Consider the following 25,066-nt stretch of genomic DNA (forward strand, 5'->3'; position numbering starts at 1 on the left):
CGCGGGCCTTCATTTCTCGCTGTGATTCAACAAACAACATTCATTCGGACAGCGAGGCGTTGTGATAAACGTCCTGCACGTCGTCCAGGTCCTCGAGCACATCGAGCAACTTCTGCATTCTTGCGGCGTCTTCGCCGGTCACGTCTACCGTGTTTTCGGCGCGCATGGTGACTTCGGCGGCGTCGGGCTTCAGGCCCGCGGCTTCGAGCGCGTTCTTCACGGCTTCGAAGTCGGCGACGGCGGTGATCACCTCGATGGCACCGTCGTCGTCGGTAACGACGTCTTCGGCGCCCGCCTCGAGCGCCACTTCCATCACCTTGTCTTCATTGGTGCCCGGCGCAAAGATGAACTGGCCGCAGTGCTTGAACTGGAAGGCCACCGAGCCCTCGGTGCCCATGTTGCCGCCGTGTTTGGAGAAGGCGTGGCGCACTTCGGCCACGGTGCGCACGCGGTTGTCGGTCATGGTGTCGACGATGATCGCCGCGCCGCCGATGCCGTACCCTTCGTAACGAATTTCTTCGTAATTGACGCCTTCGAGGTTGCCCGTGGCCTTGTCGATGTTGCGCTTGATGGTGTCGATGGGCAGGTTCACCGCCTTGGCCTTTTCAACGGCCAGCCGCAGCCGGGGGTTGGAGCCCAGGTCGGCGCCACCGGCGCGGGCGGCCACTGTGATTTCGCGGATGGCGCGGGTCCAGAGCTTGCCCCGCTTCTCGTCCTGGCGGCCCTTCCGGTGCTGAATATTCGCCCACTTGCTATGTCCGGCCATGGCTTTCTATCTCGCTGTCCTGTGTTTTCTGAGCAGGCTCCGAGTTTACTGTCCGGCGCACACAACGCCCGCCCTGGGGCCCGGAATTCGGGCCGGGGCTTTTGGTGATAATCGTTCGATGACGCCATCGCCTTCCGTCGGGCCCGGGAATCCCGACATCCTGCCGCCGCACGCCCCTTTGCCGCTGTACTACAAGACCGAGGCCGAGCATCAGGCGTTCCTGCTGCGCATCTTCGACAGCACGGCCGCGGACTACGACCGCATCGAGAGCGTGCTGGCCTTCGGCACCGGCCCCTCGTACCGCCGTGCTGCGCTGCGGGAAGCCGGCCTCTCGGCGGGCATGCAGGTGCTCGACGTGGGCATCGGCACCGGGCTCGTGGCCCGCGAGGCGCTGAAACTCATCGGCTCCACCGGCCAGCTCGTGGGCATCGACCCCAGCCCCGGCATGTTGGGCCAGGTCAAGCTGCCCGGCATCGAACTGGTGCGCGGCGTGGCCGAAGCCCTGCCCCGGCCCGATGCCAGCAGCGACTTCGTGAGCATGGGCTACGCCATGCGCCACATCAGCGACGTGGCGGCCGCCTTCAGCGAGTTCCATCGCGTGCTGCGCCCCGGCGGGCGCGTGGCGGTACTCGAAATCACCAAGCCCGAGGGCCGCTTCGCAACCGCGCTGCTCAAGGGCTACATGCGTGCCGTGGTGCCGCTGATCGCCCGCGTGGTCGGTCGCCAACGCAACACCTCGGAACTGTGGCGCTACTACTGGGACACGATCGAGGCCTGCATTCCGCCCGAACGGGTGATACAGGCGCTGGCCGACGCGGGTTTTCGCGACGTGCGCCGGCATGCGAGCCTCGGCGTCTTCTCTGCCTACACCGCCATCAAACCCGAACACACCGTCGAGGCCAGCTGATAGTGCGAGCTCAGGACGAAACCCCTTCTTCCCATCTGCGCGTCGAGCGCCTGTCGCTGCCGGCCAGCCTTGCGCTGGCTGTTGACGGCAAGGCGCCCTTCGCGGCGCTCGGCTACGGCACGCCGCACGGCGTGGCCTGGATGCCGACCGTCAACGCGCGTGTGCTGTCGGCAAACGGTGCCATGGCCGATGTGTGGCACGTGAGCCGTCCGCAACACGTCAAGTCGGGCACCACCGGCATCGCGCGCTGGCGCACCGACGGGCACTGGCTGCTCGGCGCCATCGACCTGGACGAAGCCACCGAAAAACAGGGCCTCGCCGAACTCGCGCACCGCGCCTACCGCGACCTCTTCAAGACGCTCGATCAGGCCGGCACGCCGCACCTGCAGCGCATCTGGAACTACCTGCCGCAGATCAACGCCGACGGCGGCGGGCTGGAGCGCTACCGGCAGTTCAATCTCGGCCGGCAGGAAGCGTTTCTCGAAGCCGGCCGCGCCGCCTTCGAGGGCGCGCCTGCGGCCTGTGCACTGGGCATCCACCAGGGCGCCCTGTCGATCCGCTTCCTGGCCGGCCAGCAGGCGCCGCTGCCGGTCGAAAACCCGCGTCAGGTTTCGGCCTACCGCTATCCCGAAACCTACGGCCCGCGCTCGCCGACCTTCTCGCGCGCCGCGCTGGCGGACATCGGCGACGGCAACATCGCCCTCTTCATCTCCGGCACTGCGAGCATCGTCGGCCACGAAACCGTGCACCACGGCGACGTGCTCGAGCAGACGCGCGAAACCCTGCGCAACTTGCAGGCGGTGATTGCCGCCGCCAACGAACGCGGCACCGCGAAGTTCTCGCTGGCCGAGCTCGATTGCGTGGTCTACGTGCGTCACCCGTCGGACACCGAAGCTGTACGCAGCATCATCGAAGGCACGCTCGGCGCCGACGCGCCGATGGCGCGCCACGCGGTGTACCTCGAAGCCGACATCTGCCGCAGCGACCTGCTGGTCGAGATTGAGGCCCACACGGCGGCGGCCGGCCTGCTACGGGCATGACCGGTCGTTGTCCGACCGCGCATTGCCCGATTGACTGATTCAATGACTCGCGTGCTGCGAATTCTCACGTCGATTCCGCTCGCGTTGATGCTCTACGCGCTGCTGCTGTTCCTGGGCCTGATCTCGCTGGTCTGGAACGTCGTCGCCATGCTGATCCACCCGATCATGCCGGCGGCGCCCGCGCGCGTGCTGGGACGCACGACCATCGCCTTCGCCTACCGCATGTTCTGGTGGCTGGCGTCGGTGACCGGCATGATGCGCATCGACGCCGCCTGCCTCGACCCGATGCGCAAGGAACCCGGCGTGATCTTCGTGGCCAACCACCCGACCATGCTCGACGCGCTGCTGCTGGTGGCGCGGCTGCCCCGCAGTGCCTGCATCATGAAGGCCGACCTGATGGGCAACATCTTCCTGGGCGCGGGCGCCCGGCTGGCGCGCTACATCAGCAACAAGTCAGCCCGCACGATGGTGCGCCTTGCCGTGAACGACCTGCGCAACGGCGGCCAGCTGGTGATCTTTCCCGAGGGCACGCGCACGGTGACGCCGCCGCTCAATGTGTTCCGCCCCGGCACCACGCTGATCGCCAAGCTGGCGCAGGCGCCCATACAAACGGTGTTCATCGACACCGACTCGCCCTACCTCGCCAAGGGCTGGCCGCTGTGGCGCGTGCCACCGCTTCCCATCGTCTTCACCCTGCGGATCGGCAAGCGCTTCTCGCCCACGCAGGACAGCGACGTGCTGCAGGCCGAGCTCGAACAATACTTCCGACAAAACCTGGAGCAGCGCGCCACCGACGCGTCCCCCGAATGCCAGACGCCTCGCGCACCCACCTTGTCCTGATCCCCAGCTACAACACCGGCGAGCGCCTGTTCTCGACCGTCGCCGCGGCGCGCGCGCAGTGGAACCCGGTGTGGGTGGTGGTCGACGGCAGCGACGACGGCACGGGCGAGCGGCTGCAGCAGATGGCGGCCGGCGACCCGGGCCTGCGCGTGTGGGTGCTGCCGCAGAACCAGGGCAAGGGTTCGGCCGTGCTGCACGGCCTGCGCGCCGCGAAGGAAGCCGGCTTCACCCATGCGCTGACGATGGATTCCGACGGGCAGCATCCGGCGGACCTGATCCCCGAGTTCATGAAGGCCTCGCTGGCCCGCCCCGAGACGATGGTGCTCGGGCGACCGGTGTTCGACGCAAGCGCACCGCTGCTGCGCGTGCGCGGTCGGCGTGTGTCGAACGGATGGACGCAGCTCGAAACGCTGTTCGCCGGCGTGGGCGATTCGCTCTACGGCTTTCGCGTGTATCCGGTGACGGACCTGATCGCCGTCATGGAGCGGCAGCCATGGATGCGGCGCTTCGACTTCGACACTGAGGCTGTCGTGCGGCTGGCATGGCGCGGCGTCAAGCCCGTGAACATCGATGCGCCGGTGAAGTACCTGACGGCGGAGGAAGGCGGGGTTTCGCACTTCCGCTATGGGCGCGACAACGTGCTGCTTACCTGGATGCACGCGCGGCTGATGGTGGAGTTCGTGTTGCGGCTGCCTGGGCTGGTGTTTCGCAAGCTGGCGAAGAAGGCGCCGTTTCAGGACTGACGACGCTTGCTCGCTGATTTAGGTAGACCCCACTCACCCTACAGCGCGATAGCTGCCCCGCCCAGCGCCTTGTACAAGGTCATCGTCGCATTGAGCTGGTTCAACCGGTTCTGGGCCAGCGAAACCTCGGCCGTACGGCGCCGGTCCTTCGCGTCGAGCACCGGCTGCAACGCGGTCGCACCAGCGCGATAGCGCACCTCCGACAGCCGCTCCGCGCGCTGCGCCTCCTGCAGCGCCAGCACCAGTTTTTCGCTCTCGTCGCGCAGTTGCGTGCGCGACGACAACGCGTTCTCGACCTCCGACAACGCCGTGTACAGCGACTGCCGAAACCCCAACACCGCCTCTTCGTACTGCGTCTGCGACACGGCCACAGTCAGCCGCGCGGTGTTCCATTGCAAGAACGGCAACGCCAACCCTGCGCCAAGCGTGGCCACAGGATTCTTCAGCAATTCGCCCAGCGCAGTGCTCGACGTGCCCAGCGACCCCGTCAGGCTCAGCGCCGGATAGAACCCGGTGCGAGTGGCGTCGACATTCGCCAGTGCACCGCGCAACCGTTGCTCGGCCGCGCGCAGATCCGGGCGGCGGCCCAGCAGGCTCGCGGGTACGCCGGCATCGATGACCGGCAAGGCTATGTCTGGCAACCGCGCGGGCTCGACGGCCATCGACTCCGGCGGCTGGTCGAACAGAATCGCCAGCGCGTTGTGCGCCTCGACGCGCTGCTGAAGCAACTGCGTGTGCGCCGCCTCCTGCGTCGCGAGGTTCTGACCCGCCTGCGCCACGTCCAGCCCCGACACGGCGCCCGCCGCGTACTTCACCCGCACCAGCGCGAGGATGCGTCGGCCGTCTTCCATGCCCGCTTCGCTCAGCGCGATGCGCTGGTTCAGGTAGCCGGTCTGCCAATAGAGTCCCGCCGTAGTACCGACGAGCGCCAGCGCAGTGGCCTGGCGATCGGATTCGGTGGCCTTCAGCTCCCAGTCGGCGGCGCTGCGCTGCGCCGAGAGTCGGCCCCACAGGTCGAGCTCGTAGCTCAGTGTCACCAGCGAGCTCGATGCGGAGCCGGCCACGCCGCCGCGCTTCAGGTCATAGCTGCGGCTGGTGCTGGCCTGCCCCACTACGCTGGGCGTGAGGTTCGTGTTCGCCAAACCAGCCTGCAATTGCGCACGCTGCACGCGAATGCCCGCCGCCGCCAGGTCGTTGTTGGTACGCAGCGCGCTGTCGATCAGCCGGTCGAACTGCGGATCGTTGAACGCCGTCCACCAGTTGGCGGACAACATCGCCGCCGCACTCCCCGCTCCCGGCGACTGCTGCCAGCCCTGCGGCACCTCCAGCGGCCGCTGCGCCCGCTGCTCAGGCTGGAACAGGGTGCACCCGCCGAGCACCAGCACGGCAACAGCCATCGCGGAAAGAACGCGTGCCCTACTCACGAGCCAGCGCCTCGATCGGGTCCAGCCGCGCCGCGTTGCGCGCCGGCAGATAGCCGAACAGCACGCCGATCAGCGACGCGCACAAGAACGCCGACACCACGGCGCCCATCGAAAAGATCATTTGCCATTGCTTGACGAAAAGCGAAAACAGAAAGCTGATGCCATACGACAGCGTCACGCCGATCAACCCGCCCACCAGGCACACCAGCACCGCCTCGGTCAGGAACTGCTGCAGCACGTCGCTCTGGCGCGCGCCCACCGCCATGCGAATACCGATCTCGCGGGTGCGCTCGGTCACGGACACCAGCATGATGTTCATCACACCGATGCCGCCCACCACCAGCGAGATCACCGCAATGAGCGACAGCAGCAGCGTGAGCGACTGGCTGGTGCGCTCGGCCGTCTTCACGATGCTGTCCATGTTGAAGGTGAAGAAATCCTTGCTGCCGTGGCGCAGCGTGAGCAGCTTGACCACGCTGTCTTCAGCGGCCTTGGTCGGCTGGTCGTCGCGGATGCGCACCGTGATGTTGTCGAAGTGCTGCTGCCCGAAGAGCCGGCTCGCGCCCGTGCTGTAGGGCAGCCAGATGTTGAGCGACTTGTTCTCGCCGAACATGCTCTTCTTTTCCTGCGATACGCCGATCACCGTGCACGGCAGGTTGCCCACCAGGATGATCTTGCCCACCGCCTCGGCGCCGTCAGGGAACAGCTTGCGCCGCGTGTTCTGGTCGATCACCACCACCTGCGACTGGTGGCGCACGTCGCTCGCCGTAAAGGCTGCGCCACTGGCCATCTGGATGTCGCGCACACGAAAGAAACTGTCGCTCACACCGTTCACCGTGCCGTTGATGTCGACGCTGCGGTAGCGCAGCCGCAGGCTGCGCGAGGTCGAGGGCGTCACGCTGTGCACATAGGGCTGCGCGGCGAGTGCGTCGAGGTCGGACGGTATCAGCGTGCGGATGCTCGAGGCCTTGTCGTCGCCGAAGTCGCGGCCCGGGTACACGTCGAGCGTGTTGGTGCCGATGGCACGGATATCCGACAGCACGAAGCGCTTGGCACCCTCCCCGATGGCCACGATCGACACCACCGAGGTAATGCCGATGACGATGCCCAGCATGGTGAGCGCGGTGCGCATGCGGTGCGCCATCATCGAACGCCAGGCCATGCGGAAGGCTTCTGCAAAGCGGGCCCAGCTGGTGCTGAAGCGCGCAATGCCCAGCTTGGGCTTCGTCATCGCCTCGGGAATTGGTGCGTCGGGCTGCACGGCCTGTACCGACGCCACCACAGTGGGCACGTTGGGCCGGTCACCCACGATCACGCCATCGGCAATCTCGATGATGCGTTCGGTGCAGCTCGCCACCTGCATGTCGTGCGTCACGATGATGATGGTGTGCCCTTGCACATGCAACTCGCGCAGGATGCCGATCACCTCCTGGCCGCTCCTGCTGTCGAGCGCGCCGGTCGGCTCGTCGGCCAGGATCACCTGCCCGCCGTTCATCAACGCGCGCGCAATGCTCACCCGCTGCTGCTGGCCGCCGGAAAGCTGGCTTGGCCGGTGCTCGGTGCGGTCGCCAAGACCCAGGCGCACCAGCAACTGGCGCGCACGCGTGTCGCGCGCCTCGCCGTCGGTGCCGGCATACACGGCGGGCACTTCGACGTTGCCGGTCGCCGTCAGGTGTGGCATCAGGTGGTAGCGCTGGAAGATGAAGCCGAAATGCTCGCGCCGCAGTTGGGCCAGCGCATCGCTGTCGAGCGTGCCCACGTCCTGGCCCGAGACGATGTAGGTACCGGTGCTCGGCCGGTCGAGGCAACCGAGGATGTTCATCAGCGTCGACTTGCCCGAGCCCGAGGCGCCGACGATGGCCAGCATTTCGCCGTTGCCGATGTCGAGGTTGACGTCTTTCAGTACCTGCACTTCCTGCTCGCCCGAAGGAAAGCTGCGGCCGATGCCGCGCAGGGTCAGCAGCGGCTGCTTTTCCTGCGTCATGGGCGCTTGCCCCGCCCGCCGCCGCCGTCTCCGCTTTCGCCCCGCTCCAGAACAGCCGAGGCATCGCCCGTGATGACGTTGTCGCCCTCTTTCAAACCTTCGAGCACCTGGGCCTGGAAGTTGTTGGAGATGCCCACGCGCACCTGCCGTTTTTCCACGGTCTGGTCGGCCTTGAGCACGCGCACTTCCTGGCGGCCATCCTTGTCGCGCGGACCCAGCGCGGTCAGCGGCACGGTCAGCGCCTGCTTTGCCTCGCCCAGCAGGATGGCGACCTGCGCCGTCATGTCCACGCGCAGCGTGCGATCGGGGTTGGGCACGTCGAACAGCGCGTTGAAGAACACGGCGTTGTTGATCTTCTCGGGCGAAGGCTGCACCGCGCGCAGCGTGCCGTGGTAGCGCTTGTCGGGGTCGCCGAGGATGGTGAAGTACACCGGCTGCCCCGGCTTCACGCGCACCACGTCGGCTTCGGACACCTGCGCCTTCACGGTCATGGTCGACAGGTCGGCCAGTTTCATCAGCGTGGGCACCTGGAAGGCGGCGACCACGGTCTGGCCTTCGAGCGTGCTGATGGAAACCACGTCGCCGTCGATGGGCGCGATGATTCGCGTGTACGAGAGATTCGTCTGCGCCGAGGCCACGGCCAGCTTCTGCTGGCGGATCTGCGCTTCGAGCGACACCAGGTCGGCACGCAGCGCGCGCAGCTCGGCGTCGGCGCTTTCCATGTCCTGCTTGGCGGCGGCGTCCTGCGCGAGCATTTCCTGCTGCCGCGTCCAGGTGAGCTGGGCCTGCCTGATGCGCACTTCCTTCGCGAGCTTCTGCGCCTGCAGGTTGTCGAGCTTGGCCTGCTCCTGCGCGAAGGTGTTCTGCGAGATGACGGGGTCGATCTCGGCGAGCCAGTCGCCCTTCTTCACGGTCTGCCCCAGCACCACCTTCAGCGACTTGAGCTGGCCGCTGACCTGTGCGCCCACCTCGACCTGCTTGAGCGCCTGCAGCACGCCGGTGGCGAGTACCGCGTTTTCGAGGTCGGTGCGTTGCACCGCGGCGGTGAGGTATTCGGCCTTCTTGCCCGGGCTGAGCCAGAAAGAGGCGACGACCGCCAGCACGACGAGAACGGCAATGCCGATGACTAGTTTGCGTGATCGCCTGGGTTGTGTAGTGGGCATGCGGGGGAAATCAGGAAGACGCTGCGCGGCGAGTCGACTGCGCGGAAGGGGCACGGAACCACGAGGTCCGGTGTCATCCTAGCCGCGTTTACTGAAGATTCTTTAAAGGCCCACGGGCGATCGACAAACCGATTCGCAGCGTTACGAGCGCGTGACTTTCGGCACTGGCACGACAGCTTTGGGCGTCCTACATTTTTTCGGATGCGTGGCGCGTTGCCACGCATAAACCGATAGTTCTAGGAAGGGAAAACGACCATGAAATTCCAACAGTCGAACACTCTGCGCCACGTGGCACTGGCCGGTGCGATCACCGCCGCGATGGCCTTCAGCTGCGCGGCCAGTGCCGCCAACACGAAGGCAGACACACCCGAGGCGCAGTCGCCACTGACGTTCACCACGCCGGTGCGCAGCCCCGAAGCCAGCGCCCCGCTGGGCCTTGCAAGCATCAGCAGCGACGTCAAGCCGACGGCGGCTCAGCCGGTGAACATGGCGATGGTCAGCAGCTGCGCCGAACGCTGGTACTGGCGCAGCCTGCTCGAAGAAATGGGATGCGGCTTTTCGGGCCAAGGCTGGTTCAACTGACGCAGCCCCGCCCTCTTCGGCACGCCGCCCGCCGTGGGGCGGCGTCGCCTCTTTCGCCTCTCAGCGTGCCCGACGCGAGCGCACGAGCAGCGTGATGAGCAGCAGCGAGAGAACCACGAACGCGATAAACGACCAGTTCGCCAGCGTCAGGCCGAACAGCGACCAGTCGATCTTCGAGCAGTCGCCGCCGCCGCGAAAGATCATCGGCAGCGCACGCTTCAGCGGAAAGGTTTCGATCATCCCGTAGAGGTCGCGCCCGCAGGAAACGACTTCGGGCGGATACCACTGCAGCCAGCTCTGCGAGGCCGCCGTGTAGGCGCCGCCCACCGCAGCCACCAGCGCCAGCAATCCACCCACGACCCGAAGGCCCACGTTGCGGAACACGCCGGCCAGGCCGGTGAAGAGTGCCACCAGCACCAGCGCATACCGCTGCACGATGCACATGGGACAGGGTTCGAGCCCGACCACGTGCTGCAGGTAGAGCCCGAAGGCCAGCATGAGAACACAGGCCAAGCAGATCAGCCCGAACGCGCGGCGCGGCGCGCCGAAGTACCAATCGATCAAGGAGATACCCAATCTTCTTCTACGAACACCCTGGCCTTGCGCGGGTTGGCAACGACGGTGTCGCCTTCCTTCAAGCCCAGGTCACGGAACTGTTGCGCAGGGAGTTGCGCCTCGATGATGGTTCCGGAGCCCGGATTATCTGGATTCGATTCGGTGGGCTCAAGTTCCAGCCGCGCGATGGGTCCGACGACGATTGCCCGCGACAGCGTGGCAACGATGCCCGAAGCGCCGGCCACATAGCGTGTCACATCGATGTCATGCGGGCGCACATAAGCGCGTGCCTTGGCGTCGCGCGCGCCGCTGTGCTCGGGTGAATCGAGGCGCATGCCGTCGAGCTGCACCGCGCCGTTGTCGGCCCGGCCATGGAACAGGTTCACGTCGCCCAGGAAGCCGTAGACGAACGGGCTGGCCGGCTGGTCCCACACCTCCTGCGGCGAGCCGACCTGCTCGATCTGCCCCTTGTTGATGACCACCACGCGGTCGGCCACTTCGAGCGCTTCTTCCTGGTCGTGCGTGACGAAGATCGAGGTCACGTGCAGTTCGTCGTGCAGCCGGCGCAGCCAGCGGCGCAGTTCCTTGCGCACCTTGGCGTCGAGCGCGCCGAAGGGCTCGTCGAGCAGCAGCACCTTGGGTTCCACCGCCAGTGCGCGGGCCAGCGCAATGCGCTGCCGCTGGCCGCCGGAAAGCTGCGAAGGATAGCGGTCGGCCAGCCAGTCGAGCTGCACCAGCTTGAGCAGGTCGGTCACCTTCTGCCTGATATGCGCGTCGCTCGGGCGCTCCTTGCGCGGCTTCACGCGCAGGCCGAAGGCCACGTTCTCGAACACGGTCATGTGGCGGAACAGTGCGTAGTGCTGGAACACGAAGCCCACCTGCCGCTCGCGCACGTGCACGTCGGTGGTGTCCTCGCCCGAGAACAAAATGCTGCCGGCGTCGGCCGTTTCCAGCCCCGCGATGATGCGCAGCAGCGTGGTCTTGCCGCAGCCCGAGGGGCCGAGCAGCGCGACCAGTTCGCCCGACTCCACGTCGAGGTTCACGTCGCGCAGCGCGCGGAAGTCGCCGAACTGCTTGCTGATGTTGCGGATTTCGATGCTCATGATCTTGTTCTTTCTCTCTCAGGCCGCCGCGGCTTCGGGGGGACGCTCGGGGGGCAGTTCGGCAATGGCCTTCATCTCGCGCTCGTGGCGCCATTCGATCACCGACTTGATCACCAGCGTGACCAGCGCCAGGATGGCCAGCAGCGAAGCCACGGCAAACGCGGCCACCGACTGGTATTCGTTGTAGAGCACTTCCACGTGCAGCGGCATGGTGTTGGTCTGGCCCCGGATGTGGCCCGACACCACCGACACCGCGCCGAATTCGCCCATGGCGCGCGCGTTGCACAGGATCACGCCGTACAGCAGGCCCCACTTGATGTTGGGCAGCGTCACGCGCCAGAAGGTCTGCCAGCCGGTCGCGCCGAGCACGATGGCGGCCTGCTCCTCGTCGGTGCCCTGCGCCTGCATCAGCGGCACAAGTTCGCGCGCGATGAACGGGAAGGTCACGAACACGGTCGCCAGCACGATGCCGGGTACGGCAAAGATGATCTTGATGTCGTGCTCAGCCAGCCACGGACCGAGCCAGCCCTGCGCGCCGAACACCAGCACGTAGATCAGGCCCGCCACCACCGGCGACACCGCGAACGGCAGGTCGACCAGCGTGGTGAGAAATGCCTTGCCTCGAAACTCGAACTTGGCAATGGCCCAGGCCGCCGCCACGCCGAACACGAGGTTCATCGGCACCGCGATGGCGGCGGTGATGAGCGTGAGGCGAATCGCGCTCCAGGCGTCGGGCTCCTTCAGCGCGTCGAGATACGCGCCCACGCCCTTGCGTAGCGCCTCGGTCGCAACAGCGGCCAGCGGCAATACGAGGAACAGGAACATGAACGCGAGCGCAATGCCGATCAGCGTCCAGCGCACCCAGGCGGATTCAGTAGTGCCGGCTTGCGCGCGGCGGATGACTTTGGAAGGTGCGCTCATGTCAGGCTCCTGCGCGGCGACGCTGCCAGGCTTGCAGGCCGTTGATGACCAGCAGCAGGACGAAGGAAATGACGAGCATCACCAGCGCGACCGCCGTGGCGCCCGCGTAGTCGTACTGCTCCAGCTTGCCGATGATGATGAGCGGCGTGATCTCCGAGATCATCGGCATGTTGCCAGCGATGAAGATCACCGAGCCGTACTCGCCGATGGCGCGTGCGAAGGCCATGGCAAAGCCGGTGAGCAGCGCAGGCGCAATCGACGGAAAGATCACCTTGGTGAAGGTCTGAAGCCGCGTCGCGCCGAGCGAGGTGGCTGCTTCTTCCAGCTCTTTCTCGGCGTCTTCGAGCACTGGCTGCACCGTACGCACCACGAAGGGCAACCCGATGAAGATCAGCGCAATCACGATGCCCGCCGGCGTGAACGCCAGCTTGATGCCGTGCGGTTCGAGCAGTTGTCCGACCCAGCCGTTGCCCGCGAGCAGCGCGGTCAGCGAAATGCCCGCCACCGCCGTCGGCAGCGCAAACGGCAGGTCGACCAGCGCATCGACGATGCGCTTGCCCGGAAACTTGTAGCGCACCAGCACCCAGGCCACCAGCAGGCCGAACACCGCATTCACCACGGCCGCGATCAGCGAGGCGCCGAAGGTCAGCCGATACGAAGCCATCACGCGCGGGGCAGTCACGGCCACCCAGAACTGGTCCCAGGTCAGCGTGAAGGTCCTGAAGACCAGCGCCGACAGCGGGATCAGCACGATCAGGCTGAGGTAGAGAATCGAGAAGCCGAGCGTGATGTGGAAACCCGGCAGCACGCGCTTGGCGCCCCCTGCCCGGTTGGCACGCGAAAAAGGCGCTCCCGCGGACGGGAGCGCCGAAGAAACAGCGCCGCTCATTTACTTGCCGCCGGGCGTGTAGAGCTTGTCGAACTGGCCGCCGTCGTTGAAGTGCACCTTCTGCGCTTCGCCGAGGCTGCCGAACAGTTCTTGCACTGTGAAGAGCTGCAGCGGCTTGAAGGTCGAGGCGTACTTCTTGAGCACGGCCGGCGAACGTGGACGCAGCGCGTGCTTGGCCGCGATTTCCTGTGCTTCTTCGGAGTACAGCCAGTCGAGATACGCCTTGGCGAGCTCGCCCGTGCCCTTCTTGGCGACGGTGCGCTCGACCACGGCCACCGGGTTCTCGGCCACGATGCTGATCGAGGGGTACACCGAGTCGACCTTGCCGGTGCCGAATTCGCGGTCGATCGACACCACTTCCGATTCGAAGGTGATCAGCGCATCGCCGATGTTGCGTTGCAGGAAGGCGGTGGTCGCGTCGCGGCCGCCGCGCGCCAGAACAGGCACGTTCTTGAACAGCTTGCCGACGAACTCGGCAGCCTGGGCGTCGGTGCCGCCCTTCTTCTTGATGTAGCCCCATGCGGCCAGGTACGCATAGCGCCCGTTGCCGCCGGTCTTGGGGTTGACGATCACGACCTGCACGCCCGGTTTGACCAGGTCGTCCCAGTCCTTGATGCCCTTGGGGTTGCCGTTGCGAACGAGGAACAGCATGGTTGACGTGGTCGGCGATGCGTTCTCGGGGAATTTCTTGTTCCAGTCTTTGGCAACCACGCCGGCATTGGCGAGGAAGTCGATGTCGGTGGAGGTGTTCATGGTCACCACGTCGGCATCGAGGCCGTCGGCCACCGCGCGGGCCTGCGCGCTGGAGCCGCCGTGCGACTGGTCGATCTTGACGTCCTTGCCTGTGGCCTTCTTGTAGTGCGCCACGAAGGCCGCGTTGTAGTCCTTGTAGAACTCGCGGGCCACGTCGTACGAGGCGTTCAGCAGCCCCGTACCCTGGGCGAAGGCGCTGCTGCCGGCGAGTGCGGAGGACGCCAGCGCGAGCACGGCGACGAAGGTCTTTATTCTGGAAGTCATGTGGTTGCCAAGGTTTCTGAAAATTCACGGCCCGCCGGCCAGGCGGCGGGCTCGTCGGTCAAGGACTGGAGCAGGGCAAGGCCCAGCGGCCAATCCCCGTGCCCCGAGTCGACGTTGATGTGGCCCGCATTCTGCATGCGCACGAACTCGCTGCCCCAGGCGCGCGAATATGCACCAGCCAGGCGGATCGGGCAAAAGGGGTCGTTGCTGCTGGCCACCACGATGCTGCGGTACGGCAGCGCAGCGTAGGGCACAGGCGCGAAGTCGGAGAGCACGGCGCGGCGCTCGGGGTCCGCAGGCGCCACCAGCAGCGCGCCCTGGATGCGGGCCGCGGCATCGGGCGGCAGGTGCGCCGTGGCGATGCAGCCCAGGCTGTGCGCTGCGATCACCACCGGCCCGTCGCTCTCCAGCACCAGCTTCGCCAGCGTGGACACCCACGCCTCGCGCTTGGGCGAGGCCCAGTCGTCCTGCACCACCCGCGCCGCACCCGGAATGCGCTCTTCCCACAGGCTTTGCCAGTGGCCGGGCCCGGAGTCGCGCCACCCCGGCACGATGATCACTCGGGTCTGCATGACGACGCTTGCCCTGCCCGCTTACTTGTTGGGCTGCGGCGTGATGCGCAGGTAGGGGCGCACGGCCTTGAAGCCCTTGGGGAAACGCTCCGCCAGTTCGGCCGGGTCCTGGATGGCCGGGATGATGACCACGTCGTCACCGTCCTTCCAGTTCACGGGCGTGGCCACCTTGTGGCTGTCGGTGAGCTGCAGCGAGTCGATCACGCGCAGGATCTCGTCGAAGTTGCGGCCGGTGGACGCCGGGTAGGTGATGGTGGTGCGGATGACCTTCTTCGGGTCGATGATGAACACGCTGCGAACGGTGGCCGTGGCCGAGGCGTTCGGGTGGATCAGGTCGTACAGGTCGGCCACCTTGCGGTCGGCATCCGCAATGATGGGGAAGTTGACCGTGGTGTTCTGCGTGTCGTTGATGTCGCTGATCCATTCCTTGTGCTTGGTGGCCGGATCGACGCTCAACGCGATGGGCTTCACGCCGCGCTTGGCGAATTCGCCCGACAGTGCCGCGGTCTTGCCCAGTTCGGTGGTGCACACGGGCGTGAAATCGGCGGGATGCGAGAAGAACACGACCCACGAATCGCCGGCCCACTGATGGAAGTCGATGGTGCCTTCGCTGGAATCCTGGGTGAAATTGGGGGCTGTGTCGCCGAGTCGCAGAGTAGCCATGGACGCTCCTGGATGGATGGGAGCCTCGGATTGTGCGAACCCTTGCTTCAATGCCAAACGAATATCTGCTTGTTTGGATATGACGTTTTTCGCATAACGAGCCTAGAACATCCGCATATCTTCGCTCTGGAGATGCTCCATCAGGAAGTCGATGAGCTTTCGCACAGCCGGCACCAGCGCCCGCCGTGCCGGAAACACCATGTGCGCAATCACCGGTGGCGGCCCCCAACCGGGTAGCAACCGCACCAATCGGCCGGCATCGATGTCGGCGCGACACATGTAGTCAGGCAGCATGGTCGCGCCTATGCCGCCCAGCGTGCCGAACTGCAGCGTCGCGAGGTCGTCCGCCACGTAATGCGGGGTGTGGGAGTGCACGTAGCTCTCTCCCTTGGGGCCCTCCAGGCGCCAGTCGCTGCGCCCTTCCCCGTTGACCGACATGGCCGCCGTCGGCAGCTTGCCGAGGTCGGCCAGCGTTTCCACCGGCCCGTAGCGCGCCAGCAGCGCCGGGCTCGCCACCAGCACGCCGCGGCTGTGGCCGAAGGTCTTTGCCACCAGCACAGTGCTGTCCTCGATGACGAGCCGCACGCGCAGCGCGATGTCGATGCCCTCCTCGATCAGGTCGACCGGCCGGTTGATCACCCGCATGTCGATGCGTACCGCCGGATAGCGCGCCATGAACACCGGCATCAGCTGCGCCAGGCCGCTGTGCGCGATGGTGACGGGGCAGCTCAGCCGCACCAGCCCGCTGGGCTCGTTCTGCACCTGCGCCACCGCCTCGGCTGCCGCCTGCGCCGCGTCGCGCATGGCGGACGAATGCCGCAGGTAGATCTCGCCCGCCGGCGTGAGCGACAGGCGCCGGGTGCTGCGCTGCATCAGCTGCACGCCGAGACGCTCTTCCAGGTCGGCGACGCGGCGCGAGAGGCGCGACTTGGGGATGCCTAGCGCCCGGCTGGCGGCTGCGAAGCCGCCGCGTTCGGCCACTTCGGCGAAGAAAACCATGTCGTTGAGGTCCTGCATGGTGGTGATTGTCCCGCAGGTAGAACGATCTAGGCAATTTTTGGGTACTTATCGATCACTAGATCCAAAAATAGAATTCTTCCATCCGCCGGCCACTTTGAGCGCCGACAGCCAACACAGAAAGTGATTGATTGAAATGAAGCTGCTCCACATTGACTCCAGCATCCTCGGCGCCCACTCGACCTCGCGCCTGCTCTCGGCCGAAGTCGTGACCGCATGGCGCGCCGCCCACCCCGACACCACCGTCGAATACCTCGATCTGGCCGTCGACACCCCCTCGCACTTCAGCGCCGACGCGCTGGGCATCAAGACCGGCTTGCAAGAACAGCCGACCGAAGCCCAGCAGCGTGAAAACGCCGTGTCCGAAAAGCTCGTGAGCCAGTTCCTGGCCTCGGACGTGGTCGTCATCGGCACGCCTTTCTACAACTTCTCGATCCCGACGCAACTCAAGGCCTGGATCGACCGCCTGGGACAAGTCGGCCGCACCTTCAAATACACCGAGAAGGGCCCCGTGGGCCTGGCCGGCGGCAAGACCGTCATCGTGGCCTTGTCCCGCGGCGGCATCTATTCGACCAGCGAAGGTGGCCAGGCCATGGAGCACCAGGAAAGCTACCTCAAGGCAGTCTTCGGCTTCTTCGGCATCACCGACGTGCGCGTCGTGCGCGCTGAAGGTGTGGCGATGGGCGACGAAGCCCGGAACAATGCCCTGGCAACGGCCCGCGCCGACATCCTGGTGGCGACGGCGGAAGCCGCGAACCAGCGCGACGCTGCTATCGCTGCCTGAGTTCCGCTCTGGCACCAGTAAAAAAGCCGCCCATCGGGCGGCTTTTTTTCGTCCGGAGACGCAGCGGATCGATCAGGCCGAGTGGCTCTTCACCCAGGCCACGTACTTGTCCATCCAGCCCTGCAAGAACTTCTTCGAGCCTTCGTTGCCGACGTGGCCCTTGTCGTCGAACAGGTCATCCTTGGCCTGCAGGAACACTTCGGGCGCGCCCATCGTGGGCACGTCAAGATAGGCCAGGATGTTGCGCAGGTGCTGCTGCGCCAGCGCGGTGCCGATGGCCCCCACCGAGATGCCGACCACGCCGGCCGGCTTGCCCGCCCAGGCGCTCTGGCCATAGGGGCGCGAGGCCTGGTCGATGGCGTTCTTCAGCACGCCGGGAATCGAGCGGTTGTATTCGGGCGTAACGAACAGCAGGCCGTCGGCCGCCGCGATCTCGGTCTTCAGGCGCTTCACCGGCGCGGACTGATTGCCGTCGTCGTCCTGGTTGTACAGCGGCAGGTCGTCGATGCGCAGGGTTTCGAAGGTGAAGTCCGAGGGCGCGAGATGCGCCAGCGCGAGGGCCAGCTTGTGGTTGAACGAATCCTTGCGCAGGCTGCCGACAATGACAGCGATCCGGGTCTGGGCCATGGGTGAAACTCCTTGAGTGAGAGGGGTCGGAATGACGAACGCGATTATGCGAAGCGCCCAAGACCTTTTCGGGAAAAGTTCATGCAGAGCCGGACGAACGGCGGCAAGATAAACCGCATCCCCCAACCCCATCGAAGCGCAGGACGCTCCCGTGACCCAGTCTCAGTCTTCCTCTTCATCCCCTTCCTCCCATTACGACGTCATCGTCGTCGGCCTTGGCGCCCTCGGCGCCGCGACGCTCTACCAACTCTCGCAGCGCAGCGTGCGCGTGCTGGGCATCGACCAGTTCGCGCCGCCGCACGACCAGGGCTCCTCGCACGGCGATTCGCGCATCACACGGCTGGCCATCGGCGAAGGCGACGAGTACGTGCCCTTCGTGCAGCGCTCGCATGCCATCTGGCGCGAACTCGAGGCCCGCACCGGCAAGCCGCTGATGACCACCACAGGCGGCCTGATCCTCGCGCCGCGCGACCGCGTGGCGGAGCACCACGGTAAATCCGATTTCGTGCGCCGCACCATCGCCTGCGCCGAGCGCTTCGGCATCGCGCACGAAGTGCTCGACGCAGCCGGCATCCGCGCTCGCTTTCCGCAGTTCCACCTGCAGGGCGACGAAATCGGCTATTACGAGCACGACGCCGGCTTCGTCCGCCCCGAAGACGCCATCGGCGCCCAGCTGGCCGTGGCCCGCGCCTCGGGCGCTCAAACACTCACCGGCGAGCGCGTGCAAGCCGTCGAGCCCATCGGCAACGGCGACACGGTGCGCGTGCGCACAGGCTCCGCAAGCTTCACGGCCGACCGCGTGGTCGTCGCGGCCGGCGCGTGGCTCCCCGCCTTCCTTGGCGCGCAGGCGCGAGCCGACTGGCAAGCCGACTTCTCCGTGCACCGGCAGGTGATGCACTGGTTCGACACCGGCAGCGCCACAGCCGACTTCGCACCCGGCCGCTTCCCCATCTTCATCTGGATGTTCGGCGACGGGCCGGAAGACTACATGTACGGCTTTCCGTCTTCCGACCCGTCGCAGCCCGCGCTCAAGGTGGCGACCGAGCAATACGTGGCCGCCACCACGCCGGACACCATCGACCGCACCGTGAGCGCGGAAGAAACCGCCGCCATGTACCGCGACCGCGTGGCCGGCCGCTTTCTGCAGATCGGCGGCCGTGCCCTCAAGGCGCGCGCCTGCATGTACACCGTGACGCCCGACCGCCGCTTCGTGATCGATGCGCTCGACGGCCTGCCCCGCGTGCTCATCGCCTCGGCCTGCTCGGGCCACGGCTTCAAGCACTCGGCCGGGCTTGGCGAAGCCATCGCCGACCACGTGCTGGACCGCCCGAGCGAGCTCGACCTGCGGCCCTTTGCCCGCCAACGCCTGCTGGAGAAAGCGCCAGCCTGAAGCAGGCCCGGGCGATCCCGGGCATCATGCCTTCGATCTTTTTTGTCTGTCTGACTCAGGAGCGAAGCGCGATGAGATTTCTGGTGGTGGGTGCCGGCGCACTCGGTGGTTACTTTGGCGGCCGTCTGCTGGAGGCGGGACGCGACGTCACCTTCCTGCTGCGCCCGCGCCGCGCGGCGCAACTCGCGAAGACCGGGCTGGTGGTGCAGAGCCCCTTCGGCAACCTGCAACTGCCAGCCCCGAAGCACGTGCTGGCCGACGGCATCGATGGCCCGTATGACGTGGTCGTGGTCGGCAGCAAGGCCTACGACCTCGACTCGACGATGGACTCGTTCGCGCCGGCAGTCGGCCCCGACACCGTGATCCTCCCGCTGCTCAACGGCATGAAGCACATCGACCGGCTGGCTGAACGCTTCGGCAGCGAGCGCGTGCTGGGTGGCCTTTGCATGATCTCCGCCACGCTCGACGACGAGGGCCGCGTGCTGCATCTGAACGACATGCACGGCCTGAGCTATGGCGAACGCTCGGGCGGCCGCTCGGCGCGCGTCGATGCCATCGCAGCGCAGTTCGCGGGCGCGAAGTTCGACGCCACGGCCAGCGAAAACATCATGCAGGACATGTGGGAAAAGTGGGTCTTCATCGCCTCGGCGGCGGGCCTAACGAGCCTGATGCGTGCGTCCATCGGCGACATCGTGGCCGCTGGCGGACAGGACGTGGCGCTGTCGATCTTCGACGAATGCTGCGCCATCGCCACGCACAACGGCTTCGCGCCGCGGGCCGCAGCCGTGCAGCGCGGTCGCGCCATCATGACGACTGCCGGCTCGCCAATGACCGCGTCGATGTACAAGGACATGGTACGCGGCGCGGCGGTCGAGGCCGACCACATCGTCGGCGATCTGCTGGGCCGCGCGGCGCCGAGCAACCTGCCAGTGCCGTCGGTGCTGCGCACGGCCTACGTTCACCTGAAAGCCTACGAAGCGCAGCGCGCCCGTACGGCAACCTGAGCGTCATGCGCGACGCGCTGGCGTTCCTGCACACGGCGCAGGTGCATGTGCCGACCTTCGAGCAGCTGGTGGCCGAGATGGCGCCTGGCCTGCGTGTGCGACATCTCGTGCAAGCAGACCTGCTGGCCGACGCGCGTGTCGTGGGCACCGACGACACAGGCCTGATCGCCCGCGTTCACCGTGCCATGCACGAAGCCGCCTCCAGCGGCGCGAAAGTCGTGGTGTGCACCTGCTCGACCATCGGTGCCGTCGCCGAACAAATGCCCACAGGCAATACCTTCAAGGCCCTGCGCATCGATCGCGCCATGGCCGACCGCGCAGTGCGCACCGGGCCGCGCGTGCTGGTTGTGGCAGCGGTCGAAAGCACGCTCGGGCCAACGATGAAACTGGTGCGTTCCGCCGCGGCAAACGCAGGCATCGCGGTGCAGCCGAACACGTTGCTGGTCGAAGAAGCGTGGCCCCATTTCGAAGCAGGCGACAACGCGCGCTACATCGAAACCCTGGCCCGCTCGATCCGCGCTGCGGCAGGCGAAGCCGACGTCATCGTGCTGGCCCAGGCCTCGATGGCCCCCGCGGCCGCCCTGCTCGCGGACCTCGGCATCGACGTGCTCAGCAGCCCCGCGCTGGGTGCCCGACACGCCGTGGCACTGGCTGCTAGTCTGACTTGAGGATCGTCTCCCCCTTCAGCATCCCCATGTCCCGGATGTTGAAGCGGTGCCGCTTCCACCCCTCCCAGGTCCGCCGCATGTGCGTGACGGAGATGAAGTAGTACAGAAACTTGAACATGCCGAGCGGCCCGCGCGTCGGCGTGCCGCGGTAGATGTCGCCGGCCAGCAGCGACATCAGCCCTTCCTTCACGCGGAACGGATTGCCCGGGTGCATGAACATGTCGCGGATGGTCGGGTTGGTCACGCGGTAGATGAACCACGAGTACTCGCGCGGGCCCTTGCGCATCATGGCCTCGAAGTCCTTGCGCGCGGCCGCCAGCTCGGTGGGCCGGTCGAGCGCCTTCGCCACCAGTTCGGCGCCGTCGAAGGCACTGTGCATCGCGAGGTACACGCCCGAGGAAAACATCGGGTCGATGAAGGTGAAGGCGTCGCCCAGCAACAGGTAGCGGTCGCCCGTGGCGTGCGTGCTCGAGTACGAGAAGTTGCCGGTGGCGTGCACCGCGTCGTCGACCAGCGTGGCGTTCTTCAGGCGTTCCACCAGCACCGGGCAGGTGGCGATGGTGTCGTAGAAGAACTCCTTCAGCGGCTTGTCGCGCGTCTTCAGGTAGTACGGCCAGCAGACCGCGCCCACGCTGGTGGTGCCGTCGGCCAGCGGAATGAACCAGAACCAGCCATGCGGAAACCAGCAGATGCTGATGTTTCCTTCCTTCTTGCCTTCGAGCCGTTCGGCATTCGTGAAGTGGCCAAACAGCGCGGTGCTGTTGTGGTCGGGGTTCTTTTCCTTGCAGCGGAATTTGTTGGCCAGCAGCGTGTCGCGGCCGGTGGCGTCGACCACGAAGCGGGCGCGCCAGCTTCGGCGCGCGCCGTCGTCCATTTCGGCCTGCACCGTGGCGCCGTCGGCATCGAAGGCCACGTCGCGCACCTTGCAGCCTTCGATGGTCTGCGCGCCGCGCGTGGCCGCGTTGCGGAACAGCAGCTCGTCAAGTTCGGAGCGGCGCACCTGCCAGGCGGAGTCGAGCGACTTGTCCATGCCCTCGGCAAATTCCACATAGCTGCGGTGCTCGTGTTCGGGCGAGACGAACTCGATGCCGAACTTCGGCATGCCGATCTTGTCGACCTGGTCGCGCACGCCGAGCTTCTCGAACAATTCGACGTTCCCGGGCAACAGCGATTCGCCGATGTGAAAGCGCGGGTGATGCGCCTTTTCGAGCAGCACCACCTTGCGGCCCTGCTGGGCCAGCAGCGCGGCGATGGTCGAGCCGGCGGGGCCACCGCCCACAACCATCACGTCGCAGGATTCATCGGCCGTCTGAGGGGTGGGGGAAGAAGCTTGGGGCAAGGACATGCGTGGACAAGCGACATTGTTAACAAAGGTCAAGCATAGCGCGCCGGCCGCTCGAAGAAAGATAGCAAAGTCGGCTAAGCGGCGCCCGCCGGGCAGCAGCACACTGCAGGCCGACTCCCATCCTCATGCAGGACCGACTCGCCATGCCCATTCTTCGCTCCCTCTTCCTCGCCGTCTTCTGCCTTTCGGCGACGCTTGCCCAGGCCGCGGGCTTCAGCACCATCGAGATACCTGCCGACCAGAAAGGCCCGGCGCTGCACGGCGGCGTGTGGACGCCCTGCGCCGCGCCAGCTGGCGAAATCAGGCTCGGCCGCTCCACCATCTCCGGCGTACGTGATTGCCCGATCGACGGCAGCCGGCTGCCGTTGATCGTGCTGTCGCATGGATATGGAGGCTCGTTCCTCGGCCACTACGACACGGCACAGGCGCTGGCCGACGCGGGCTTCGTGGTCGCCGCCATCAGCCATTCGGACGACAACTCCCAGATCCGGGGCGGCCCGGGCGACAAGATTTCGGCACTCGCAACGCGCACGACGGACATCGCCCGGCTGATCGACCACATGCTCCAGCAGTGGCCCGCGCATGACAGGCTCGCCGCCGGGCAGATCGGCTTCTATGGGTTTTCAAGGGGCGGCTATACGGGCCTTGTGCTCAGCGGTGCACGTCCGAACTTCGAGCGGCTCCCGCCCCTGCCTTCGTCCCCCTGCGCATCGACGCCGGAAGGCCCGGCGTGCGCGCTGATGCGGCAGAGATTCCAGGAACTGCTCGCCTCGCCGCTGACCCGTGACACCCGCATCAAGGCCGCCGTGATTGCCGACCCGCTCAGCATGGTCTTCGATGCCGACAGCCTGAAGAGCGTGACGATACCGATCCAGCTCTGGGCTTCCGAGTACGGCGGCGATGGCGTCACGCCCGAGAACGTGGCGGCAGTTCGCCGCAACCTGCCTGCGCCGCCCGAATGGCATGTGGCAACCGGCGCCGCGCACTTCGCTTTCCTCGCGCCGTGCTCACCGGCCATGGCCAGCGCACTGCCCGAGATCTGCCGCGACGGGCCGGGCTTCGACCGCGTGGCGTTTCATGCCGGGTTCAACGCCGAGGTGGTTGCCTTCTTCAGGCAGCACCTCGCGCCAAAGCCCTAGCCCGCGCGCCGCTGCGACGACAGCCGCCGCACCACAGCCACCAGCCGATCGACCTCGTCGAAGGTGTTGTAGAACGCCAGCGAGGGCCGCACCGTCGTCTCGACACCGAAGCGCCGCAGGATCGGCTGCGCGCAGTGGTGCCCCGTGCGCACCGCAATGCCCTCGTCGTTCAGCGCATGCCCCACCTCCTCGGTGGTGTAGCCGTCGAGCACGAAGGACATCACGCTGGCCTTATCGGCCGCCGTGCCGATCAGCCGCACACCCGGAATCGCGCCGAGCTGCCGCATGCCGTACACCAGCAGGTCATGCTCGTAGCGCGCGATGTTCTCGATGCCGATCTTGTTGACGTAGTCGATGGCGGCGCCCAGCCCCACGGCATCGGCGATGTTGCCGGTGCCGGCCTCGAACTTGTTCGGGATCGGCTGGAACACGGTCTTCTCGAAGGTCACGTCGGCAATCATGTTGCCGCCGCCCTGCCACGGGGGCATGTCTTCGAGCACTTCGCGCTTGCCCCACACCACGCCGATGCCGGTGGGGCCGAACACCTTGTGGCCGGAGAACACGAAGAAATCGGCACCGATGTCCTGAACGTCCACCCGCATGTGCGAGACCGACTGCGCGCCGTCGACCAGCGCCTTCGCGCCCGCACGGTGCGCCAGCTCGACGATCTCCTTCACCGGCACCACGGTGCCCAGCGCGTTCGAGACCTGCGTGACGGCGACGATCTTCGTGCGGTCGTTGAGCAGCTTGCGGTAGTCGTCCAGCAGCACCTGGCCCGAATCGTCCACCGGAATCACGCGCAGCTTCGCGCCCTTGGCGGCGGCGAGCTGCTGCCACGGCACGATGTTGGCGTGGTGCTCGAGGTTCGACACGATGATCTCGTCGCCCTCGCCCACGTGCTGTCCGCCCCAGCTCTTGGCCACGAGGTTGATGGCCTCGGTGGTGCCGCGCACGAAGATCACCTCTTCGACTTCCGGCGCGTTGATGAACTTGCGGACGCGTTCGCGCGCGCCTTCGTAGGCGTCGGTCGCGCGCGCGGCCAGCTCGTGCGCCGCACGGTGGATGTTCGAGTTCTCGTGCTCGTAGAAGTACGCGATGCGGTCGATGACCGACTGCGGCTTGTGCGTGGTGGCCGCGTTGTCGAACCACACCAGCTGCCTGCCGTTCACCCGCTCCTGCAGGATCGGGAAGTCGCGCCGCACGGCGTTGACGTCGAACGGCGGGTGCTGGCCGCTGCCGGCCAATGGCACGGCATCGGGCCCGCGCGGATCGGGCTTGGCCGGCGTGACGAAGCCGTTGGGCAGGCGCACCGCATCGACGAAGTAGAACTGCGCATCGCGGCCGGCCGGCGCCGATGGCGGGCTCGGTGGCGAGACGGGCGCGGCCGTTGGCGGCAACGCAAGACCCGCGAACGGATCGTGGATCGCAATGCCATCGGTAGCACCCGCCGATGGATGGCCGTAGCTGTTGCCCACGAAGTAGAACGGCGAGGCCGCGGCCTGCGGCGTCGTGGGCGCATTCACCTGTGGCACGCCTTGCACCGTGCCACCCGAGCGCGGCTCGAAAGCCGGCGCCACAGACAGCACCGTGTCCGGCACGCCATTGCCCGCCACCGCGTGCGGCAACAAGGCCGGCGCGCGGTTCGCAAGCGAAGGCAGTTGCGTGGGCGATGCCGGCAGCACGTTGGCGCCGGGAATCTGCCCTTGCGGAATCGGCGTGCCCGGCACGCTCGGCCCGAAGCCGGCAGGGCTCGCCAGCGGCGAACCCGGCGGCGCAATGTTGGCGGGAAACTGCGCGCCCGGCACCAGCCCGCTCGCCACACCGGGCAGCGAGCTTGGCGGCGTGCCCGGCAGTGCAGCGAACATGGCGCTCGCCATGCGCGCGAGGATGGCCGGATCGAACGGCGCCTCGCCCGGAATCGAT

25 protein-coding genes are annotated in these 25,066 nt (G+C 66.6%); 10 read left to right on the forward strand and 15 right to left on the reverse strand.

The window, feature by feature from the left end:
• Positions 1 to 40: 40 nt before the first annotated feature.
• A complete protein-coding gene (locus tag BMW87_RS05160) occupies positions 41 to 766 on the reverse strand; it encodes a YebC/PmpR family DNA-binding transcriptional regulator (RefSeq protein WP_056518292.1) in 726 nt (241 codons plus the stop codon).
• A gap of 118 nt (positions 767 to 884) precedes the next feature.
• On the opposite strand from BMW87_RS05160, the gene BMW87_RS05165 reads away from it, so the two are divergent.
• The 4 genes from BMW87_RS05165 to BMW87_RS05180 are packed head-to-tail and all read left to right on the forward strand — an operon-like array spanning position 885 to position 4,296.
• Positions 885 to 1,673 carry a class I SAM-dependent methyltransferase gene (locus tag BMW87_RS05165; RefSeq protein WP_093074661.1) on the forward strand — a complete coding sequence of 263 codons (789 nt, stop codon included), beginning with the start codon at positions 885 to 887 and terminating at the stop codon, positions 1,671 to 1,673.
• 2 nt (positions 1,674 to 1,675) lie between these two features.
• Positions 1,676 to 2,713: a chorismate transformation FkbO/Hyg5 family protein gene (locus BMW87_RS05170; RefSeq protein ID WP_093074663.1), complete on the forward strand. Its 1,038-nt coding sequence runs from the start codon at positions 1,676 to 1,678 to the stop codon at positions 2,711 to 2,713.
• A 42-nt stretch (positions 2,714 to 2,755) separates the two neighbouring features.
• Positions 2,756 to 3,553: a lysophospholipid acyltransferase family protein gene (locus BMW87_RS05175; RefSeq protein WP_093074666.1), complete on the forward strand. Its 798-nt coding sequence runs from the start codon at positions 2,756 to 2,758 to the stop codon at positions 3,551 to 3,553.
• On the forward strand, positions 3,520 to 4,296 hold the full coding sequence (locus BMW87_RS05180; RefSeq protein WP_093074668.1) for a glycosyltransferase family 2 protein: 777 nt from the start codon (positions 3,520 to 3,522) through the stop codon (positions 4,294 to 4,296). The genes BMW87_RS05175 and BMW87_RS05180 overlap by 34 nt, the downstream gene beginning before the upstream one ends.
• 38 nt (positions 4,297 to 4,334) lie before the next feature.
• Here the strand turns inward: BMW87_RS05180 and BMW87_RS05185 are convergent, their stop codons facing one another.
• Genes BMW87_RS05185 through macA form a run of 3 tightly spaced genes read right to left on the reverse strand, consistent with a single transcriptional unit; the run spans position 4,335 to position 8,867 of the window.
• Positions 4,335 to 5,693, reverse strand: coding sequence for an efflux transporter outer membrane subunit (locus BMW87_RS05185; protein WP_177192738.1), 1,359 nt, complete (start codon positions 5,691 to 5,693; stop codon positions 4,335 to 4,337).
• Positions 5,694 to 5,712: 19 nt separating this feature from the next.
• On the reverse strand, positions 5,713 to 7,704 hold the full coding sequence (macB, locus tag BMW87_RS05190) for a macrolide ABC transporter ATP-binding protein/permease MacB (protein WP_093074673.1): 1,992 nt from the start codon (positions 7,702 to 7,704) through the stop codon (positions 5,713 to 5,715).
• A complete protein-coding gene (macA, locus tag BMW87_RS05195) occupies positions 7,701 to 8,867 on the reverse strand; it encodes a macrolide transporter subunit MacA (RefSeq protein WP_093054641.1) in 1,167 nt (388 codons plus the stop codon). Before macA ends, macB begins: the two co-directional genes overlap by 4 nt.
• 255 nt (positions 8,868 to 9,122) lie before the next feature.
• Here macA and BMW87_RS05200 point away from each other — a divergent pair, with 255 nt between their 5' ends.
• Positions 9,123 to 9,449 (forward strand): hypothetical protein, encoded by a 327-nt coding sequence (locus tag BMW87_RS05200; protein ID WP_093074676.1) that lies wholly within the window; start codon positions 9,123 to 9,125, stop codon positions 9,447 to 9,449.
• 60 nt (positions 9,450 to 9,509) lie between these two features.
• Here BMW87_RS05200 and BMW87_RS05205 read toward each other — a convergent pair whose 3' ends face one another.
• The 8 genes from BMW87_RS05205 to BMW87_RS05240 form a co-directional block, all read right to left on the reverse strand.
• Positions 9,510 to 10,013: a disulfide bond formation protein B gene (locus BMW87_RS05205; RefSeq protein WP_093054637.1), complete on the reverse strand. Its 504-nt coding sequence runs from the start codon at positions 10,011 to 10,013 to the stop codon at positions 9,510 to 9,512.
• Positions 10,010 to 11,107 (reverse strand): sulfate/molybdate ABC transporter ATP-binding protein, encoded by a 1,098-nt coding sequence (locus BMW87_RS05210; protein ID WP_093054635.1) that lies wholly within the window; start codon positions 11,105 to 11,107, stop codon positions 10,010 to 10,012. The genes BMW87_RS05205 and BMW87_RS05210 overlap by 4 nt, the downstream gene beginning before the upstream one ends.
• Before the next feature lie 18 nt (positions 11,108 to 11,125).
• Complete coding sequence (cysW, locus tag BMW87_RS05215; protein WP_093054633.1) at positions 11,126 to 12,028, reverse strand: sulfate ABC transporter permease subunit CysW; 903 nt, start codon at positions 12,026 to 12,028, stop codon at positions 11,126 to 11,128.
• 1 nt (position 12,029) lies between these two features.
• The gene (gene cysT, locus BMW87_RS05220) at positions 12,030 to 12,917 is read right to left on the reverse strand and encodes a sulfate ABC transporter permease subunit CysT (protein WP_093054631.1); all 888 of its coding nucleotides are present in this window, start codon (positions 12,915 to 12,917) and stop codon (positions 12,030 to 12,032) included.
• Positions 12,918 to 13,934 carry a sulfate ABC transporter substrate-binding protein gene (locus BMW87_RS05225; RefSeq protein WP_093054629.1) on the reverse strand — a complete coding sequence of 339 codons (1,017 nt, stop codon included), beginning with the start codon at positions 13,932 to 13,934 and terminating at the stop codon, positions 12,918 to 12,920. It abuts the gene before it with no gap.
• Positions 13,931 to 14,506 (reverse strand): RBBP9/YdeN family alpha/beta hydrolase, encoded by a 576-nt coding sequence (locus BMW87_RS05230; protein WP_093074679.1) that lies wholly within the window; start codon positions 14,504 to 14,506, stop codon positions 13,931 to 13,933. Before BMW87_RS05230 ends, BMW87_RS05225 begins: the two co-directional genes overlap by 4 nt.
• Before the next feature lie 21 nt (positions 14,507 to 14,527).
• A complete protein-coding gene (locus BMW87_RS05235) occupies positions 14,528 to 15,169 on the reverse strand; it encodes a peroxiredoxin (RefSeq protein WP_093054625.1) in 642 nt (213 codons plus the stop codon).
• Between the two features lie 102 nt (positions 15,170 to 15,271).
• Positions 15,272 to 16,186, reverse strand: a complete 915-nt coding sequence (locus BMW87_RS05240; protein WP_093074682.1) for a LysR family transcriptional regulator — start codon at positions 16,184 to 16,186, stop codon at positions 15,272 to 15,274.
• Between the two features lie 136 nt (positions 16,187 to 16,322).
• Here BMW87_RS05240 and BMW87_RS05245 point away from each other — a divergent pair, with 136 nt between their 5' ends.
• Positions 16,323 to 16,970 (forward strand): FMN-dependent NADH-azoreductase, encoded by a 648-nt coding sequence (locus BMW87_RS05245; protein WP_093054621.1) that lies wholly within the window; start codon positions 16,323 to 16,325, stop codon positions 16,968 to 16,970.
• A gap of 72 nt (positions 16,971 to 17,042) precedes the next feature.
• Here BMW87_RS05245 and BMW87_RS05250 read toward each other — a convergent pair whose 3' ends face one another.
• Positions 17,043 to 17,597 (reverse strand): NADPH-dependent FMN reductase, encoded by a 555-nt coding sequence (locus BMW87_RS05250; RefSeq protein ID WP_093054619.1) that lies wholly within the window; start codon positions 17,595 to 17,597, stop codon positions 17,043 to 17,045.
• 151 nt (positions 17,598 to 17,748) lie between these two features.
• On the opposite strand from BMW87_RS05250, the gene solA reads away from it, so the two are divergent.
• The 3 genes from solA to BMW87_RS05265 all read left to right on the forward strand — a co-directional run bounded on the left by solA (position 17,749) and on the right by BMW87_RS05265 (position 20,659).
• On the forward strand, positions 17,749 to 18,987 hold the full coding sequence (solA, locus tag BMW87_RS05255; protein ID WP_093074686.1) for an N-methyl-L-tryptophan oxidase: 1,239 nt from the start codon (positions 17,749 to 17,751) through the stop codon (positions 18,985 to 18,987).
• A 71-nt stretch (positions 18,988 to 19,058) separates the two neighbouring features.
• On the forward strand, positions 19,059 to 19,991 hold the full coding sequence (gene panE, locus BMW87_RS05260; RefSeq protein WP_093074689.1) for a 2-dehydropantoate 2-reductase: 933 nt from the start codon (positions 19,059 to 19,061) through the stop codon (positions 19,989 to 19,991).
• A 5-nt stretch (positions 19,992 to 19,996) separates the two neighbouring features.
• Positions 19,997 to 20,659 carry an aspartate/glutamate racemase family protein gene (locus BMW87_RS05265; protein WP_093074692.1) on the forward strand — a complete coding sequence of 221 codons (663 nt, stop codon included), beginning with the start codon at positions 19,997 to 19,999 and terminating at the stop codon, positions 20,657 to 20,659.
• On the opposite strand, the gene BMW87_RS05270 is transcribed toward BMW87_RS05265, so the two are convergent.
• Positions 20,646 to 22,004 (reverse strand): NAD(P)/FAD-dependent oxidoreductase, encoded by a 1,359-nt coding sequence (locus tag BMW87_RS05270; protein ID WP_093074694.1) that lies wholly within the window; start codon positions 22,002 to 22,004, stop codon positions 20,646 to 20,648. The two genes, BMW87_RS05265 and BMW87_RS05270, sit on opposite strands and share 14 nt — an antisense overlap.
• A gap of 143 nt (positions 22,005 to 22,147) precedes the next feature.
• Here BMW87_RS05270 and BMW87_RS05275 point away from each other — a divergent pair, with 143 nt between their 5' ends.
• Positions 22,148 to 23,143, forward strand: coding sequence for an alpha/beta hydrolase family protein (locus BMW87_RS05275; RefSeq protein ID WP_093075236.1), 996 nt, complete (start codon positions 22,148 to 22,150; stop codon positions 23,141 to 23,143).
• Here the strand turns inward: BMW87_RS05275 and BMW87_RS05280 are convergent.
• Positions 23,140 to 25,020 (reverse strand): family 2A encapsulin nanocompartment cargo protein cysteine desulfurase, encoded by a 1,881-nt coding sequence (locus BMW87_RS05280; RefSeq protein ID WP_256216684.1) that lies wholly within the window; start codon positions 25,018 to 25,020, stop codon positions 23,140 to 23,142. The genes BMW87_RS05275 and BMW87_RS05280 overlap by 4 nt on opposite strands.
• Between the last annotated feature and the right edge of the window lie 46 nt (positions 25,021 to 25,066).

The organism is Variovorax sp. OV084 (assembly GCF_900111625.1).
In the GTDB taxonomy this organism is placed as follows: domain Bacteria; phylum Pseudomonadota; class Gammaproteobacteria; order Burkholderiales; family Burkholderiaceae_C; genus Variovorax.